Raw genomic sequence first — 15045 nt, forward strand, 5'->3', positions numbered from 1 at the left:
GGCCCCGCCCCGCCCCGGCCGCACCGGCGGGGCGGGGGGACCGGGGCGGACCGCTCGGCTGGTATGAAGAACCGATGACGAGCGACGCCGCCTCCGCCCTTCCCGACCCCACCGACGAGGTCGTCGACCTCTGCCGCGACCTCCTGCGGATCGACACCACCAACACCGGGGACAACGACACCAGCGCCGGCGAACGCGCCGCCGCCGAGTACGTGGCGGACAAACTGGCCGAGGTGGGTGTCGAGTCCGTCATCCGCGAGTCGGCGCCGGGCCGGGCCAACCTGGTCGCGCGCATCCCGGGGGCCGACCCGAGCCGGGGGGCGCTGCTGGTGCACGGCCACCTCGACGTGGTCCCCGCCGACGCCGACGAGTGGTCGGTGCACCCGTTCTCCGGGGAGCTGCGCGACGGCTACCTGTGGGGCCGGGGCGCGATCGACATGAAGGACTTCGACGCGATGGTGCTGGCCGTGGTCCGGCACTGGCAGCGCACCGGCGTCCGGCCGCCGCGCGACATCGTGCTCGCGTACACCGCCGACGAGGAGGCCGGCAGCGACTACGGCGCGCACTTCCTGGTGGAGCGCCACCGCGACCTCCTCGACGGCTGCACCGAGGCCATCGGCGAGGTCGGCGGCTTCTCCTACTCGGTCAACGACGACCAGCGGCTCTACCTGATCGAGACCGCCGAGAAGGGCATCGACTGGCTGCGCCTGCACGCCAAGGGCCGCCCCGGGCACGGGTCGATGGTGCACGACGACAACGCCGTCACCGCGCTCGCCGAGGCGGTGGCCCGGGTCGGCCGGCACCGTTTCCCCGTGGTGGTCACCGACACGGTCCGGGCCTTCCTCGAGGAGGTCTCCGACCTGCTCGGCATCGAGCTGGACCCGGAGGACCCGGAGACGGCCATCGCCAAGCTCGGGCCGATCGCCAACATCATCGGCGCGACCATCCGCAACACCGCCAACCCGACCCGGCTCGCCGCCGGGTACAAGGACAACGTCATCCCCGGCCGCGCCACCGCCACCATCGACTGCCGCAGCCTGCCGGGGCAGTCGGAGCTGCTGGAGCGGCAGCTGCGCGAGCTGGTCGGCCCGGACATCGTCATCGAGTACATCCAGCGCCAGCCCGCGCTGGAGACGACGTTCGACGGCGACCTGGTCGACGCCATGTCGGCGGCGCTGCGCGCGGAGGACCCGGGCGCCCGGCCGGTGCCGTACATGCTCTCCGGCGGCACCGACGCCAAGGCGTTCTCGCAGCTCGGCATCCGCTGCTTCGGCTTCGCGCCGCTGCGGCTGCCCGCCGACCTGAACTTCTCCGCGCTGTTCCACGGCATCGACGAGCGGGTTCCGGTGGACGGACTACAGTTCGGCGTGCGGGTACTCGACCGGTTCCTCCGCACCTGCTAGCCCCCGTCCGGAACACCACTGTTCCGGCGGGGAACCTCCCCATCGTGAAGGGACTGACCCACATGACCGACCAGCACGGTGAGCTGGACGCCGCCCTCGAGCGCGTGATCGATGCGGCCCGCCACCACCTGGCCGCCGTTCGCGCCGCGCAGGGCCGCGTCGACGACGACGACGTCTGGCAGGCGTACGTCGCGCTGAACAACGCCTCCTACGCGTACGACGAGCAACTCCTGGACGCCTTCGGCGAGGTCACCCCGTGGGACGTCGAGTCGATCGACGCGGACGAGGCCGACCAGCGCTTCGGCGGCGGGGAGGGCGTCGAGGCCACCGACCCGCACCCGCGGGTCATCTCGGTGCGCCAGCGGCGCGACTACCGGGTGCCGAGCGTGTCGGCGCTGATCCGGGTGGCCGAGGCCGCCCGCCGGGAGGGGACCCCGGCCGACGAGGAGTCGGCGCCCGTCGAGGGGGTCGGCGAGGCGGTGCTGGAGCTGCTCCAGAGCGGCGACGGCTCGCTCGGCGCGCTGGACGTGCCGGAGCTGGAGCCGCTCGACGGGGTGGTCATGGTCAGCGAGGTCGGCACCCCGGTCGACCTGGAGGCCTTCGACGACGACGACCCGGTCGGCCCGTTCCAGCCGGCGGCCGACGACCGGCTGGTCGGCCGGCTCGACGAGCACCCGTTCATGGAGCTCGACGAGGAGCACGACCACGCCCACTAGGCGGCGACGCCCCGGGGCCGGCCGTCCGGCCGGGCCCCGGGGCGTCCGCGTGCCGCTCGCGGCGCCGCCGGTCAGTACGACAGCCCCGGTTGCGGCTGGTTCACCCGCCGGCGGCGCAGCACCACCTGCCGCGTGCCGTCGCGGAACAGCCGCACCCGGGCCAACTCCCACCCGGAGAACTCCGCCTGGATCGCCAACTGCGCCGCGGCGGTCAACCGGTCGACGTTCGGCGGCAACCGCAGCGGCGCGTACTCGTAGTCCATGAGCCCTATGCTGCCCAGCTCGGCGGCCGTTCGCCACCCCCTCGCCGGTGACCCGGGGCTCCCGGTGTGACCTGCCCCACCGGGGTGCCGCGTGGTGGCCCGCCGCCGCAGCTGGCGGCCCGGCGCCCGCCCCCTACCCGACGGCCGGTTCGGTCCCGTCGTCGGTCGGGCGGGTCCGCTCCGGCGTCCACCGCGCGGGCGGCTGCGGGGCAGCCGGCGCGGCCGGGGCGGCGGAGCGGTTGGCTGGGGGCCGGGCACGGGCGGCCGGCACGGACACCGGCGGGGCAGCCGGCTCGGGTCAGGGGCGCGGCGCCGGCGGCACGGTCGGTTCGGGCCGCACCCGGGGCCCGGTGGGCGGCAGGACCTGGCAGGAGAGCGCGCCCGGCTGCGTGGTGAGCACCGCGGCGGCGGTCCGCGCCACGAACCCGCTCCACCAGCGCAGGCCCTCGGCGGTGCGGGGCGTCTCGTACCACCAGCCGCCGGCACCCCGTGGCGGCCGCCAGCCGAGTTCCGCGAGGTGCCGCTCGTCGTAGGCCGGGCACACCCCCCGGACCGTGTCCCGGCGCACCATGATGTGCAGCCGGCGGGGCCCGGCGGCGAGTTCCAAATCGGTGTCGCGGTCGCAGCGGGACAGCGCGTCGTGGAGCCGGGCGACGATGTCCGACCAGCCCGGCGAGGTCATGCCGGCGGCCCCGGGAGGCGGCCGTCGAGCCGCCCCACGGCCCCCTCCACGCGGCCCGGCGGGGCAGGGTCGCCGGAAGTGCCGAAGATCCCGTTCAGGCCCGCGCCGAGGGTGGCGGCGAGGCCCTCGGCGTGCTCGTTGGGCTGCCCGGTCGCCGCCGCCCTGGCCTGCCGGTGGGCGGCCGGCACCACCGCCGCGAGGTCCTCGGCGCGCGGCGCGGTCGCCGCGAGGCTCAGGTCGGTGAGCTCGCCGGTGGCGTCGCCGGTCGCGGACGCCAGCCCGCTCTCGTCGGTGGGCGCCAGTCCGCTCCCGTCGGTGGCGGTGCCGCTCGGCGCGTCCGGGTCGGTCTTGACCCCGGCGAGGCGGCGTTCGATGTCGGCGAGCCGTCCGGCGAGGGCGTCGATCGCGGACAGCGCGTCAGACATGACAACCTCCCGTGCGGCGGCACCGGCCCGGGGCGGTGACCGGCGACCGCATGATCGTATCGGCGTCCCGCCGGGCGAATCGGGGAGGAACGGCATGCCTGACACCGACGGCGGCGGGCCGGCGGTACGGCGACTGGAGGCGACGCCGAGTGGATCGACCAGAATGTCTTCGGGCAGCAGCCGGCGGAGCGACCGGCCGGCCGGTGCGGGGCGATCGAGGGGGCGACGGATGACCGGTGGACGGGGGCGACTCGGCCGGCTGACGGACGCGGTGCTCGGCGGGGCGCGGGCCGCCCGGGACAAGGCCAGCGAGCTGCGCGACGGGTTGCGCACCAGCGACGAGCCGGAGCGCGCCCTGGTCGCGCCGCTGCTGCCCGACGAGGAGGTCCGCTACGTCGGCCTGGCACCGGTGCGGGCCCCCGAGAACCACCGGGCCGGCAGCCAGCTCGCCGACCGGGTGAACGCGGAACTGGCCGAGGCGCTCGACCCGCGCGCGCTGTTCGGGCTGCTCAACATCGTCAACCCGGTCGCGTGGGTGGACGCCGTGATGACGCCGGTGCGGATCGTCGCGGGCGTCCTGCTGCTGCCGGGCAAGGCCGCCGTCCTCGCCGCCGGCGTCCCGGAGCCGACGGAGGTCGACCGACCGGGTCCGGGGCAGGCCGCCGAGCCGCGGCAGCCGGTGCCGCTCACCCCGCAGCAGGAGGCGTTCCGGGCGTTGTTCCGGCTCAGCCGCTACCGGCCGCTGGCCGACCAGCTCGCGGAGATCGCCTACCGGCGGCGGTACGTCTTCAGCGGCGACCTCGCCACGCTCGCCGGCAGCCTGCTGCTCTTCCTGGAGCGCTACACCGGCACGCCGCTCGTGGTCACCGACACCCACCTGCACCTGCTGCGGATGGGCCGCCGTCCCGACCCCGGTCGCGAGGACCGCCGGCGTCCCCAGGTGCTCTGGAGCGTCGAGCGGCGGCGCGTCGCCCGGATCGACTGCGACCACGGCGCCGCCCGCCTCATGCAGTTCCCGTCCACCATCGTGTTCGACGACGGCTCCTGGATCCGGATCGTCAACCCGGCGACCCGCGACGACCAGGCGCGCTTCCTCACCGCCGTACGCGACATCCCCGGCCGGCGACCGGCGGCCTGAGCCGACGGCGCCCCGCCGGACCGGCGCGGGCGCCGCGTCGCACGACGGGCGCGGTGACGGGTCAGCCGTCGCGCTCCGGGTAGCCGACCGGCACGGCCGACACGTCGTCCAGCGCGGTGGTGATCTCCTCCGGCAGGGTCATCCGCTCGACCTGGAGCGCGCCGAGCAACTGCCCGACCGTCCGCGCGCCGAGGATCGGCGCCACCACCCCGGGCCGGTCGCGGATCCAGGCCAGCGCCACCTCCAGCGGCGAGACCCCCAGCCCGCCGGCCGCGGTCGCGACCGCCTCCACGATGCTGGAGCAGCGCGGCTCGAGGTAGGTGGCGACGAACCGCTCGAAGTGGGGCGAGGCCGCCCGCGAGTCGGCCGGCCGGCCGTGCCGGTACTTGCCGGTGAGCACCCCGCGGCCCAGCGGCGACCAGGGCAGCACGCCCAGCCCCAGGGCCTCGCACGCGGGCAGCACCTCCCGCTCCACGCCCCGCTCCAGCAGCGAGTACTCCACCTGCGCGGCCACCACCGGGGCGCGGCCCGGCCAGGCGGCCTGCCAGGCGGCCGCCCGGGCGGTCTGCCAGCCGGAGAAGTTCGACACCCCGACGTAGCGGACCCGGCCGCTGGCGACCGCGTGGTCCAGCGCCGCGAGGGTCTCCTCCAGCGGGGTGTCGGGGTCGTAGCCGTGCACCTGGAACAGGTCGACGTGGTCGGTGTTGAGCCGGCGCAGCGAGGCGTCCAGCGTCCGCAGCAGGTGCCCCCGGGACCCGTCGCGACGCCGGCCGCTGCCCGGTCGCAGCCCCGCCTTGGTGGCGATCAGCAGCTCGTCGCGCGGCACCAGGGTGCCCAGCAGCGACCCGATCACCGACTCGGCGTCGCCGTCGCCGTAGACGTCGGCGGTGTCGATCAGGTTGCCGCCCGCGTCGAGGTAACCCTTCAGCTGGGCGGCCGCGTCGTCGGCGTCGGTGTCCCGGCCCCACGTCATGGTGCCGAGCGCGAGCCGGGAAACCGCCAGCCCGCTTCGGCCGAGCGGTCGCTGTTGCATGGGTGAACCTTATTTGGATCCGGCCCGCACGGACATCCTCGCTGCCGTCAAGTCTGCCGGGCGCGTCGTGTTTCCGACCGCCCGGGTCGCTCGCGGGCAGCGGTGAGCCGGTGATCGAGGCGTCCTCCGGCATTGCGTAACCTGATGCGACCTGTGGTGCGGATGGGGGAGGACCTAGTGCGACTCGGGCTCAGCCTCGGATACCAGACGGCGTGGAGCACGCCGGCCGATCACCTGGCTCTCGCCCAGGAGGCGGACCGGCTCGGCTACTCGGTGGTGTGGGCGGCGGAGGCCTACGGCTCCGACTCGCCGAGCATGCTCGCCTGGATGGCGGGGCAGACGGAACGGATCGACGTGGGCAGCGCGGTGATGCAGATCCCCGCCCGCACCCCGGCGATGACCGCGATGACCGCGGCGACCATCGACGCGCTCTCCGGCGGGCGGTTCCGGCTCGGCCTGGGGGTGTCCGGCCCGCAGGTCTCCGAGGGCTGGCACGGCGTCCGGTTCGGCAAGCCCCTCGCCCGGACCCGCGAGTTCGTGGACATCGTGAAGCTGGCCGTCGCCCGCAAGGAGGTCGCCTACGACGGCGAGTTCTACACGCTGCCGCTGCCCGACGGCCCCGGCAAGGCGCTGCGGCTGGGTTTCCACCCGCCGCGCGAGCACATCCCGATCTACCTCGCCGCGGTCGGCCCGAAGAACCTGGAGTTGGCCGGGGAGATCGCCGACGGCTGGCTGGCCGTCTTCTACGCCCCCGAGTTCGCCGAGGAGCAGCTCGCCTCGGTGCGCGCCGGGCGGGCGAAGGCCGGCAGGGAGCTGGCCGGCTTCGACGTGGTTCCGTCGGTGCCGGTGGTCGTCGGCGACGACATCGCCTCCTGCGCCGAGCTGGTGCGTTGGTACGCGGCGCTCTACGTGGGCGGCATGGGCAGCCGGCAGCAGAACTTCTACAACCAGCTCGCCACCCGGATGGGCTACGGCGACGCCGCCCGCGAGGTGCAGGAGCTCTACCTGGCCAAGCGGCAGCGCGACGCCGCCGCCGCGGTGCCGATGGAGTTCATCGACCGGACCTCGCTGCTGGGCCCGAAGGAGCGCATCGCCGAGCGGATGCGCGAGTACGCCGCCGCCGGCGTCACCACCCTGTCGGTGACGCTGTTCGCGGCGGACCGGGACAGTGGCGTGCAGACCCTGCGTACCGTCGCCGAGGCGCTGGACCTCTCGGGAGTCGGCGAGTGACCTGGGTCGAGGCCATCGTCCTGGGCATCGTCCAGGGACTGACCGAGTTCCTGCCGGTCAGCTCGTCGGGGCACCTGCGGATCACCTCGGCGATCTTCTTCGACCGCGACGCCGGGGCGTCGTTCACCGCGGTCACCCAGCTGGGCACCGAGGCGGCGGTGCTGATCTACTTCGCCAAGGACATCTGGCGAATCACCCGGACGTGGCTGGTCGGCATCCGGGACAAGTCGGTCCGCTCCAGCCTCGACTACCGGATGGGCTGGTACGTGATCGTCGGCTCGATCCCGATCGGGTTGTTCGGCTTCGTGTTCAAGGACCAGATCCGCACGGCCGGGCGCAACCTCTGGGTGGTGGCCACCACGCTGATCGTCTTCGCGTTCGTGCTCGCGTTCGCCGAGTACTGGGGCCGGCAGACCCGCACCCTGGAGAACTTCCGGATGCGCGACGGCGTGGTGATGGGTTTCGCCCAGGCGATGGCGCTGATCCCCGGCGTGTCCCGCTCGGGTGGCACGCTGACCGCCGGGCTGCTGCTCAGCCTCACCCGGGAGGCGGCGGCGCGGTACTCGTTCCTGCTGGCCATCCCGGCGGTGGTCATGTCCGGGGTCTTCAGCGTCGGCGACGTCTTCGAGCCGGCGGCCCCCGGCACCTCGGTGCCGAGCGTCGCCCAGATGGTCGTCGCCACGATCATCGCCTTCGGCGTCGGGTACGCGGCCATCGCCTGGCTGCTGCGCTACGTCGCGCACCACACCCTGTACGTCTTCGTGCTGTACCGGGTCGCGCTGGGCACCCTGGTGCTGGCCCTGCTGATGACCGGGACCATCAGCGCCACCTGACCGACCGCCGCGGGCCGTGCCGACCCCCGCCTGCCGCGCCGGCCGGGCGGGGGCCGGCCCGTGTGCGGGGCCGTCGCCGCCGGGCGGGCTCACCGCCGGTCGCTCTCCCCGGGTGGCGCCGCCCGGGGCCGGGCGCGCAGGTGGGCGCGCTCGCCCTGCGTGCCGAACAGACTGAGGAACTCGACCGGCTCGGGGTCGGCGGCGCCGAACCAGTGCGGCACGCGGGTGTCGAACTCGGCCGCCTCGCCGGGGGAGAGCACCAGGTCCTGCGCCCCGAGGACGAGCCGCAGCCGCCCGTTGAGGACGTAGAGCCACTCGTAGCCCTCGTGGGTCTGCGGATCGGGCTCCCGCCGGGCGCTGCTCGCCGGGATCACCAGCTTGTACGCCTGGATGCCGCCGGCCCGGCGGGTCAGGGGCAGCATCGTCATGCCGTGCCGGGTGACGGGGCGCAGGTGGATGCGCGGGTCGCCGGTCGGCGGGGCGCCGACGAGTTCGTCGAGCGTGACCCCGTGGGCCTTGGCCAGGGGGAGCAGCAGTTCGAGGGTCGGCCGGCGGGCGCCGGACTCCAGCCGGGACAGGGTGCTCACCGAGATGCCGGTCGTTGCCGACAGGTCGGCCAGCGTCGTCCCGCGCTGCCGGCGCAGCGCGCGGAGCCGGGGACCCACCGCGCCAAGCGCCTCATCGAGATCGTCGTCCATACCGCCACCTTGCCAGACCGGCAACGCCGTTTGCCACCACCGTCGCGGCGAACGCGGCCACGCCGCGCGCACGCCGCGCACGCGCGCGGGCACGGGGCCATAGGGTGGTGACCGTGGCGACCCTTCTGCTTCTGCGACACGGCCGGACGACCGCGAACGCGGACGGCGGGCTGGCCGGCCGCCAGCCGGTCGAACTGGACGACACCGGCCGGGCGCAGGCCGCCGCCGTGGGCGAGCGGCTGCGGGGGGTGCCGCTGGCGGCGGTGGTGACCAGCCCGCTGATCCGCTGCCGGCAGACCCTGGAGCTGGCGTTGCCCGGGGCCGACCCGGTGCTGGAGGAGGGCCTCATCGAGTGCGGCTACGGCACCTGGGAGGGCCAGCCGCTGAAGAAGCTGGCCAAGGAGCCGCTCTGGCCGGTGGTCCAGCAGCACCCGAGCGCCGCGGTCTTCCCCGAGGGGGAGGCGATGGCGGCGATGGCGGCGCGGGCGGTCGCCGCGGTCCGCTCCTGGGACGCCCGGGTCACCGCGGAGCACGGCCCCGAGGCGGTCTGGCTGGCCTGCAGCCACGGCGATGTGATCAAGGCCATCGTGGCCGACGCGCTCGGCGTGCACCTGGACCTGTTCCAGCGGATCGTGGCCGACCCCGCGTCGGTGACGGCGATCCGCTACACCCCGCTGCGGCCGTTCCTGGTGCGGCTCAACGACACCGGCGGCGACCTGACCGCCCTGGTGCCGCCGCCGCGCAAACGGCGCCGCCGGGCGGCCCGGGCGGCCGGCGCGGCCGACTCCGACGCGGCGGTGGGCGGCGGCGCGGGGGCGGGCCGGTGACGGGCCGGCGGCGGCCGGCCGCCACGCCCGGCGCCGAGCGCCGGATCGCCGGGCGCGGCGGGCGTGGCGGGCGCGCGGCGATTCGCGTCGGTGGGGTACGCGGCGCCACGGCGCGCCGGATAGGGTCGTGGGTATGACCCACCAGGTGCACGCCTTCGAACCGCCGGAGCGGTTCGTCGCCGGGACCGTCGGGCCGCCCGGGGAGCGCACGTTCTTCCTCCAGGCGCGCGGCGGAGGCCGGCTGGTCAGCGTCGCGCTGGAGAAGGTCCAGGTGTCGCTGCTCGCCGAGAAGCTCGAGGAGCTGCTCGCCGAGGCGCAGCGCCGGTTCGGTGTGGAACTGCCCGAGCCGGTGGCCGCCGTCGGCGACAACGACCCGCTGGACACGCCGGTCGACGAGGAGTTCCGGGTCGGCACGCTCGGGCTCGCCTTCGACGTCGACACCGCGACCGTGGTGATCGAGGCCATCGCCGCCGGCGAGGCGGAGGTCGAGGTCGAGCTCGGCGAGCCGGACGACGACGAGGACGACGACGAGGAGGAGCCGGACGACGACCTCGACCGGCTCCGGGTGCGGCTGACCCCCGAGGCGACCCGCCAGTTCATCGAGCGGGCCCGGCGGGTGGTCAACGCCGGCCGCCCGCCCTGCCCGCTGTGCGGGCAGCCGCTGGATCCGGCGGGTCACCTCTGCCCGCGCCACAACGGTTATCACCGGTGACCTCGTCGGAACTCCAGCCCCGACAGGACGGCGACGCCGCGCTCCGGTTGCTCCGCGACGGCCGGCTCGACCTCGAGGGGCGGCTCGTCGACGCCTCCAACACCACCCTGCGCGGCGTCCTGACGCTCGACGGGGTGACCGCGCGGTGCGTCTACAAGCCGGTGCGGGGCGAGCGCCCGCTGTGGGACTTCCCGGACGGGACGCTGGCCGGCCGGGAGGTGTCCGCGTACGTGGTCTCCCGGGCCACCGGGTGGGACCTGGTACCGCCGACCGTGCTGCGCGACGGCCCGTTCGGGCCGGGGTCGTGCCAGCTCTGGATCGACGAGCCCGAGGACGCGGAGCCGCTGGTCGGGTTCGTGCCGGCCGACGCGCTGCCGCCGCGCTGGTTCCCGATCGCCGCGGCCCGCGACGACGACGGCACGCCCTACGCGCTCGCCCACGCCGACGACCCGCGGCTGGCCCGGCTCGCGGTGCTCGACGCGGTGATCAACAACGCCGACCGCAAGGGCGGCCACGTCCTGGTCGGGCCGGACGACCGGATCTACGGCGTGGACCACGGGGTGAGCTTCCACATCGAGGAGAAGCTCCGCACGGTGCTCTGGGGCTGGGCTGGCCGGCCCCTCCCGCCGGACGCCGTGGAGATGCTCGACGCGCTCGCCGGCCAGCTCTCCGGTGCGCTCGGCGCGGAACTCGCCGACCACCTCACCCTCGGCGAGATCGCCGAGTTGGCCGCCCGGGTCGACCGGCTGCGGCACACCGGCCGCTTCCCGCAGCCGTCGCAGGACTGGCCGGCGGTGCCCTGGCCCCCCATGTGACGCGCCGCCCTCACCGGGCGGGCGGGGTGGCGCCCGGCGGGGCGGGCCCGGCGCGCCCGAACGGGCCGGGCGTCGAGTCGGCACCGGCGCTCTCGTCGCTGTCGTGATGATCACCCGTGGGGTGGCCGTGTCGCGCGCCGGCGGCTGGTTAGGCTGACAATCATGGACTCTTGGGCGGGACACGAGGTGCCGCGGCTGCCGGGCAGGGGCGAGCCGCTCGCGTTGTTCGACTCGGCGCGGCAGGGCCTCCAGCCGAGCGATCCGTCGGGCACCGCGACCATGTACGTCTGCGGCATCACCCCGTACGACGCCACCCACCTCGGCCACGCCGCCACCATGATCACCTTCGATCTGGTGCAGCGGATGTGGCGCGACGCCGGCCTCGACGTGCGCTACGTGCAGAACGTCACCGACATCGACGACCCGCTGCTGGAGCGGGCCGAGCGCGACGGCGAGGACTGGAAGGTTCTGGCGATGCGCGAGACGGCGCTGTTCCGGGAGGACATGGAGGCGCTGCGGATCATCCCGCCGGCGCACTACGTCGGTGCGGTCGAGTCCATCCCCGACATCGCCGAGAAGGTCCTCGTGCTGCTCAAGGACGGGGCCGCGTACCGCCTGGAGGACGGCACCGGCGACGTCTACTTCGACATCGCCGCCGCGCCCCGGTTCGGCTACGAGTCCAACCTGACCCGCGAGCAGATGCTGGAGATCTTCCCCGAGCGCGGGGGCGACCCCGACCGGGCCGGCAAACGCGACCCGCTCGACCCGCTGCTGTGGCGCGGCGCCCGCGAGGGCGAGCCGTCCTGGCCGGGCGGCGACCTGGGCCCCGGCCGCCCCGGCTGGCACATCGAGTGCGCGGTCATCGCGCTCAACCTGCTCGGCGACCGGATCGACGTGCAGGGCGGCGGCAACGACCTGATCTTCCCGCACCACGAGTGCTCCGCCGCGCACGCCGAGCGGCTCACCGGTGTCGCGCCGTTCGCCGACCACTACGTACACGCCGGCATGATCGGCCTGGACGGCGAGAAGATGTCGAAGTCGCGGGGCAACCTGGTCTTCGTCTCCCGGCTGCGCGCCGACCAGGTCGACCCGATGGCGGTCCGGCTGGCCCTGCTCTGCGGGCACTACCGCGCCGACCGCGCCTGGACCGACGAGCTGCTCGCGACCGCGCAGGAGCGGCTGGCCCGCTGGCGGCGGGCCGCCGCCGCGCCCGCCGGCCCGTCGGGGGCGGCCTTCCTGGCCGGCGTACGCGCCCGCCTCGCCGCCGACCTCGACTCGCCGGGCGCCATCGCGCTGGCCGACGAGTGGGCCGAGGCGACCCTCGCCGGCGCCGCCGAGGACCCGGCCGCACCCGCCCTCTTCGCCGACACCCTGGACGCCCTCCTCGGCATCCGCCTCTGACCCGACACCCAACCCTCGCCGCACGCCGGGCCGGTCCCGCCGCGGCACGGGATCGTGCCCGCCGTGACGGCGCACTCGTGGTGACGCTCACGGCTACGATGCCGCGATGGACACTTCGGCCGCCCGCCGCCTCGATCCCGGCCGGCTCGCCGCGCTCGCCTGCGCCGCGCTTCTCACCCTGGTCGCGGGTCGGCTGCTCGTCGACGGCATCACCCTGCAGGAACGGGCCCGCCAGGAGAGCGCGGGCTCGGCGTTGCGGATCGTCGGGGGCCTGCTGCTCGCCATCGCCGCCCTGAGCTGGGCCGGTGGCGTCGCCAACCGGGGCGGCACGGCCGGCCGGCTGCCGTTCGGCCTGGTGATGTGGGTCTGCGCGGGCTCCGGCCTGCTCGGTGGGTACTGGGCGAACCGGTCGGGCGTGCTGCTGCTGGTGATCGTGGCGACGTCCCCGGTCGCCGTGCTCTCGGTCGTCCTGCACGGGCGGTGGCGAGGCCGGCAGCTCGACCTGGAGCGACGAGCCGGGGAGCGCGCCGCCGCGCTGGCCGCCCGGGGCCGGCCGACACCCGGCCTGATCATCGGCGTCGAGCAGACCGGCCGGATGTACGGCGACGACCCCGAGCTGCGGCTGAACGTCCAGTTCACCGTCGACGGCCGTGAGTGGAGCGGAACGGCCAGCCGCTTCTACCCGGGATACGACCTGCCCCGGACGGGTGACGCGGTCACGGTCCACTACCTGCCCGAGGACCCCTCGATCCTCGACATCCAGGAGAACCGGCAACCGCGAACCCCGGCACCGCCGGCTCAACCGGCGTACCGGGGGCCCGAGCTGGCGGCGGAGCTGGAGCGGCTGGCGCGGCTGCACCGGGACGGCGCCCTGACCGACGCGGAGTTCAGCGCCGCGAAGGGGCGGCTGCTGGGCTGATCGCCCGTCCGTCAGGGGGCCAGGCGGTCGCTGGTCCGTCAGGGCGGCCAGGTGGTCGAGCGGTTCGTCAGCCCAGGACGAGACCCGGGTCGGGCTCCGGGTCCGGCGCGGGGGCGGGGATCCGGTACTCCTCGGTCAGCGTGGTGACGGGGCCGGGCCAGGTGGCCTGGGCGACCTCGATCGGCTTGCGGTGGCCGTCGTACGCGACGTGCAGCAGGTGCAGCACCGGCGTGTCGGGGCGGATCTGGAGGATCTCCGCCTCCTCCCGGCTGGGCTGGCGGGCGCTGATCGTGTCGGTGGCCGACACGTACCGCCGGCCGGTGGCCTCCTCGGCCTCCTGGTAGAGCGGCCGGCCGAACGCCTCGGCGCGCTCCAGGGAGGTGCCGGCGGTGTCGGCGGGCAGGAACCACGAGGCGCCCACCTCGACCGGCGAGTCCTCGGTGCGCACGAGGTGACGGCGGCAGAGCAGCTCGGTGCCGTCGGCCACCCCGAACGCGTCGGCCACCTCCGGCGGGGCGGGGGCCCGGCCGACCGAGACGAGCTGCTGCCGGTACCGCGCCGCCAGGTCGGTGTGGTAGCCGCGGAAGCCGCCGTAGCGGCCACGGGAGAGCCGGTTGAGCCGCCGCCGGGTGCCCCGGACGTACGTCCCGGAGCCGGGCTTGGTGATCAGGATGCCCTCGACCCGCAGCTGGTCGACGGCGCGCTGCACGGTCTGCTTCGCCACGCCGAACATCTCGGCGATGGCCGGGATGGACGGCAGCCGCTCGCCCGGCCCCCAGTCGCCGCGACGGATCTGGGTCTTGAGCTGCGCGGCGATCTGCCGGTGCGGGAACTCGGCAGCCCCCGGATTGATCTGCATGCCCGCCTCCTCGATCACAGCTAGGTTCCTAGGATGCCGTAGAGGTGGTGACGGCGCCACCCCGGACACGCGGAAGGCCCCGGACAACACGTCCGGGGCCCTAGTGCGCGGGGGAGAGGGCTACCAGGAGCCGGCGGTCGGGCCGGCGGAGCCGCCGCGGCGGCGCAGGTACTTCTCGAACTCCTGGGCGATCTCGTCGCCCGTCAGCGGGGTGATGCCCGCGTCGCCGACGCGCTCCTCCAACTCGCGCACGTACTCGCCGAGCTCGGCGTCCTGCTCGGCGGCGCTGCGCACCCGCTGCTCCCACTCGGCGGCCTCCTCGGCGAGGTCGGACATGGGCACCGGCAGGTCGAGCACCTCCTCGACCCGGTGCAGCAGGGCGAGGGTGGCCTTCGGGCAGGGCGGGTTGTTGGCGTAGTGCGGCACGTGCACCCAGAACGAGACCGCGTCGACCTCGGCGCGGTTGCAGGCGTCGTGCAGCACGCCCACGATCCCGGTCGGTCCGTCGTAGCGGGTGGGGGTGAGCTGGTAGCGCTGCGCGGCCTGCGCGTCGGAGGCGCTGCCGCTGATCGGCAGGGGCCGGGTGTAGGGCACGTCGGCCAGCAGGGCGCCGAGCACGACCACCCGCTCGACCTCCAGGCTGTGGCAGATCTCGAGCACCTGCTCGCAGAAGGTGCGCCACCGCATGCTCGGCTCGATGCCCCGGATCAGCACCACGTCGCGTTCGGTGCCCTCGGGGCTGGCCACCATGAAGCGCGTGGTGGGCCACTCCACCCTGCGGGTCTCGCCCTCGGCCATGGTGATGGTGGGGCGACTGACCTGGAAGTCGTAGAACTCCTCCGGGTCAAGCTCGGTGATCTGCCGGGCCTGCCACACCTGCTCCAGGTGCTCGACGGCGGCGGTGGACGCGTCGGCGGCGTCGTTCCAACCCTCGAACGCGGCGATCGCCACGGGGGACCGCAGCACCGGCAGTCCGTCGAACTCGGTCACGCCGTCACCTCACCCTGCTCGTCGGGGACGGTGCCGGGACCGTACCCGGCCGTCCGCCCGCCGGGCGCGGTGCTCTTGCTGTAGTCCTTCACGTCCGCCAG

General features: G+C 75.0%; 17 protein-coding genes. 10 read left to right on the forward strand and 7 right to left on the reverse strand.

Annotation, left to right across the window (positions count from 1 at the left end):
- Window positions 1–74: 74 nt before the first annotated feature.
- Window positions 75–1403, forward strand: a complete 1329-nt coding sequence (locus ACSNOB_RS16465) for a M20/M25/M40 family metallo-hydrolase (protein ID WP_436687434.1) — start codon at window positions 75–77, stop codon at window positions 1401–1403.
- A gap of 62 nt (window positions 1404–1465) precedes the next feature.
- Entirely contained in the window at window positions 1466–2119 is a 654-nt protein-coding gene (locus ACSNOB_RS16470) for a hypothetical protein (RefSeq protein ID WP_436687465.1), read from the forward strand.
- A gap of 71 nt (window positions 2120–2190) precedes the next feature.
- Here the strand turns inward: ACSNOB_RS16470 and ACSNOB_RS16475 are convergent, their stop codons facing one another.
- The 3 genes from ACSNOB_RS16475 to ACSNOB_RS16485 form a co-directional block, all read right to left on the reverse strand.
- Window positions 2191–2382 (reverse strand): DUF5703 family protein, encoded by a 192-nt coding sequence (locus tag ACSNOB_RS16475; RefSeq protein ID WP_053655860.1) that lies wholly within the window; start codon window positions 2380–2382, stop codon window positions 2191–2193.
- A 298-nt stretch (window positions 2383–2680) separates the two neighbouring features.
- Window positions 2681–3064, reverse strand: coding sequence for a hypothetical protein (locus ACSNOB_RS16480; RefSeq protein ID WP_436687435.1), 384 nt, complete (start codon window positions 3062–3064; stop codon window positions 2681–2683).
- Window positions 3061–3489, reverse strand: coding sequence for a hypothetical protein (locus ACSNOB_RS16485; protein ID WP_436687436.1), 429 nt, complete (start codon window positions 3487–3489; stop codon window positions 3061–3063). The genes ACSNOB_RS16480 and ACSNOB_RS16485 overlap by 4 nt, the downstream gene beginning before the upstream one ends.
- Before the next feature lie 229 nt (window positions 3490–3718).
- Between ACSNOB_RS16485 and ACSNOB_RS16490 the strand changes: the two genes are divergently transcribed.
- On the forward strand, window positions 3719–4627 hold the full coding sequence (locus tag ACSNOB_RS16490) for a hypothetical protein (protein ID WP_436687437.1): 909 nt from the start codon (window positions 3719–3721) through the stop codon (window positions 4625–4627).
- A gap of 61 nt (window positions 4628–4688) precedes the next feature.
- On the opposite strand, the gene ACSNOB_RS16495 is transcribed toward ACSNOB_RS16490, so the two are convergent.
- A complete protein-coding gene (locus tag ACSNOB_RS16495; protein ID WP_436687438.1) occupies window positions 4689–5660 on the reverse strand; it encodes an aldo/keto reductase in 972 nt (323 codons plus the stop codon).
- A 177-nt stretch (window positions 5661–5837) separates the two neighbouring features.
- On the opposite strand from ACSNOB_RS16495, the gene ACSNOB_RS16500 reads away from it, so the two are divergent.
- A complete protein-coding gene (locus ACSNOB_RS16500; protein WP_436687466.1) occupies window positions 5838–6890 on the forward strand; it encodes an LLM class F420-dependent oxidoreductase in 1053 nt (350 codons plus the stop codon).
- A complete protein-coding gene (locus tag ACSNOB_RS16505) occupies window positions 6887–7723 on the forward strand; it encodes an undecaprenyl-diphosphate phosphatase (protein WP_393107381.1) in 837 nt (278 codons plus the stop codon). Before ACSNOB_RS16500 ends, ACSNOB_RS16505 begins: the two co-directional genes overlap by 4 nt.
- Before the next feature lie 89 nt (window positions 7724–7812).
- Here ACSNOB_RS16505 and ACSNOB_RS16510 read toward each other — a convergent pair whose 3' ends face one another.
- Entirely contained in the window at window positions 7813–8421 is a 609-nt protein-coding gene (locus ACSNOB_RS16510; protein ID WP_436687439.1) for a helix-turn-helix domain-containing protein, read from the reverse strand.
- Between the two features lie 104 nt (window positions 8422–8525).
- On the opposite strand from ACSNOB_RS16510, the gene ACSNOB_RS16515 reads away from it, so the two are divergent.
- The 5 genes from ACSNOB_RS16515 (at window position 8526) to ACSNOB_RS16535 (ending at window position 13095) form a co-directional block, all read left to right on the forward strand.
- A complete protein-coding gene (locus tag ACSNOB_RS16515) occupies window positions 8526–9248 on the forward strand; it encodes a histidine phosphatase family protein (protein ID WP_436687440.1) in 723 nt (240 codons plus the stop codon).
- A gap of 133 nt (window positions 9249–9381) precedes the next feature.
- Complete coding sequence (locus ACSNOB_RS16520) at window positions 9382–9960, forward strand: DUF3090 domain-containing protein (protein WP_393107387.1); 579 nt, start codon at window positions 9382–9384, stop codon at window positions 9958–9960.
- Window positions 9957–10775 carry an SCO1664 family protein gene (locus tag ACSNOB_RS16525; protein WP_436687441.1) on the forward strand — a complete coding sequence of 273 codons (819 nt, stop codon included), beginning with the start codon at window positions 9957–9959 and terminating at the stop codon, window positions 10773–10775. Before ACSNOB_RS16520 ends, ACSNOB_RS16525 begins: the two co-directional genes overlap by 4 nt.
- Window positions 10776–10937: 162 nt before the next feature.
- On the forward strand, window positions 10938–12176 hold the full coding sequence (mshC, locus tag ACSNOB_RS16530; RefSeq protein ID WP_436687442.1) for a cysteine--1-D-myo-inosityl 2-amino-2-deoxy-alpha-D-glucopyranoside ligase: 1239 nt from the start codon (window positions 10938–10940) through the stop codon (window positions 12174–12176).
- Between the two features lie 106 nt (window positions 12177–12282).
- Window positions 12283–13095: a DUF3592 domain-containing protein gene (locus ACSNOB_RS16535; protein ID WP_436687443.1), complete on the forward strand. Its 813-nt coding sequence runs from the start codon at window positions 12283–12285 to the stop codon at window positions 13093–13095.
- A 67-nt stretch (window positions 13096–13162) separates the two neighbouring features.
- On the opposite strand, the gene ACSNOB_RS16540 is transcribed toward ACSNOB_RS16535, so the two are convergent.
- Together ACSNOB_RS16540 and ACSNOB_RS16545 are read right to left on the reverse strand one after the other, a co-directional pair.
- Window positions 13163–13954, reverse strand: a complete 792-nt coding sequence (locus ACSNOB_RS16540) for a GntR family transcriptional regulator (protein WP_436687444.1) — start codon at window positions 13952–13954, stop codon at window positions 13163–13165.
- 120 nt (window positions 13955–14074) lie between these two features.
- Window positions 14075–14944 carry a PAC2 family protein gene (locus tag ACSNOB_RS16545; protein WP_393107397.1) on the reverse strand — a complete coding sequence of 290 codons (870 nt, stop codon included), beginning with the start codon at window positions 14942–14944 and terminating at the stop codon, window positions 14075–14077.
- Window positions 14945–15045: the final 101 nt, after the last annotated feature.

Source organism: Micromonospora sp. URMC 106, assembly GCF_051386395.1.
Taxonomy (GTDB): Bacteria; Actinomycetota; Actinomycetes; order Mycobacteriales; family Micromonosporaceae; genus Micromonospora.

What these genes read in the sequence shown, in the direction of transcription:
- ACSNOB_RS16465 (WP_436687434.1), top strand. Translation starts at nt 75, where the DNA reads ATGACGAGCGACGCCGCCTCCGCCCTTCCCGACCCCACCGACGAGGTC.
- ACSNOB_RS16470 (WP_436687465.1), top strand. Translation starts at nt 1,466, where the DNA reads ATGACCGACCAGCACGGTGAGCTGGACGCCGCCCTCGAGCGCGTGATC.
- ACSNOB_RS16475 (WP_053655860.1), bottom strand. Translation starts at nt 2,382, where the DNA reads ATGGACTACGAGTACGCGCCGCTGCGGTTGCCGCCGAACGTCGACCGG.
- ACSNOB_RS16480 (WP_436687435.1), bottom strand. Translation starts at nt 3,064, where the DNA reads ATGACCTCGCCGGGCTGGTCGGACATCGTCGCCCGGCTCCACGACGCG.
- ACSNOB_RS16485 (WP_436687436.1), bottom strand. Translation starts at nt 3,489, where the DNA reads ATGTCTGACGCGCTGTCCGCGATCGACGCCCTCGCCGGACGGCTCGCC.
- ACSNOB_RS16490 (WP_436687437.1), top strand. Translation starts at nt 3,719, where the DNA reads ATGACCGGTGGACGGGGGCGACTCGGCCGGCTGACGGACGCGGTGCTC.
- ACSNOB_RS16495 (WP_436687438.1), bottom strand. Translation starts at nt 5,660, where the DNA reads ATGCAACAGCGACCGCTCGGCCGAAGCGGGCTGGCGGTTTCCCGGCTC.
- ACSNOB_RS16510 (WP_436687439.1), bottom strand. Translation starts at nt 8,421, where the DNA reads ATGGACGACGATCTCGATGAGGCGCTTGGCGCGGTGGGTCCCCGGCTC.
- ACSNOB_RS16520 (WP_393107387.1), top strand. Translation starts at nt 9,382, where the DNA reads ATGACCCACCAGGTGCACGCCTTCGAACCGCCGGAGCGGTTCGTCGCC.
- mshC (WP_436687442.1), top strand. Translation starts at nt 10,938, where the DNA reads ATGGACTCTTGGGCGGGACACGAGGTGCCGCGGCTGCCGGGCAGGGGC.
- ACSNOB_RS16535 (WP_436687443.1), top strand. Translation starts at nt 12,283, where the DNA reads ATGGACACTTCGGCCGCCCGCCGCCTCGATCCCGGCCGGCTCGCCGCG.
- ACSNOB_RS16540 (WP_436687444.1), bottom strand. Translation starts at nt 13,954, where the DNA reads ATGCAGATCAATCCGGGGGCTGCCGAGTTCCCGCACCGGCAGATCGCC.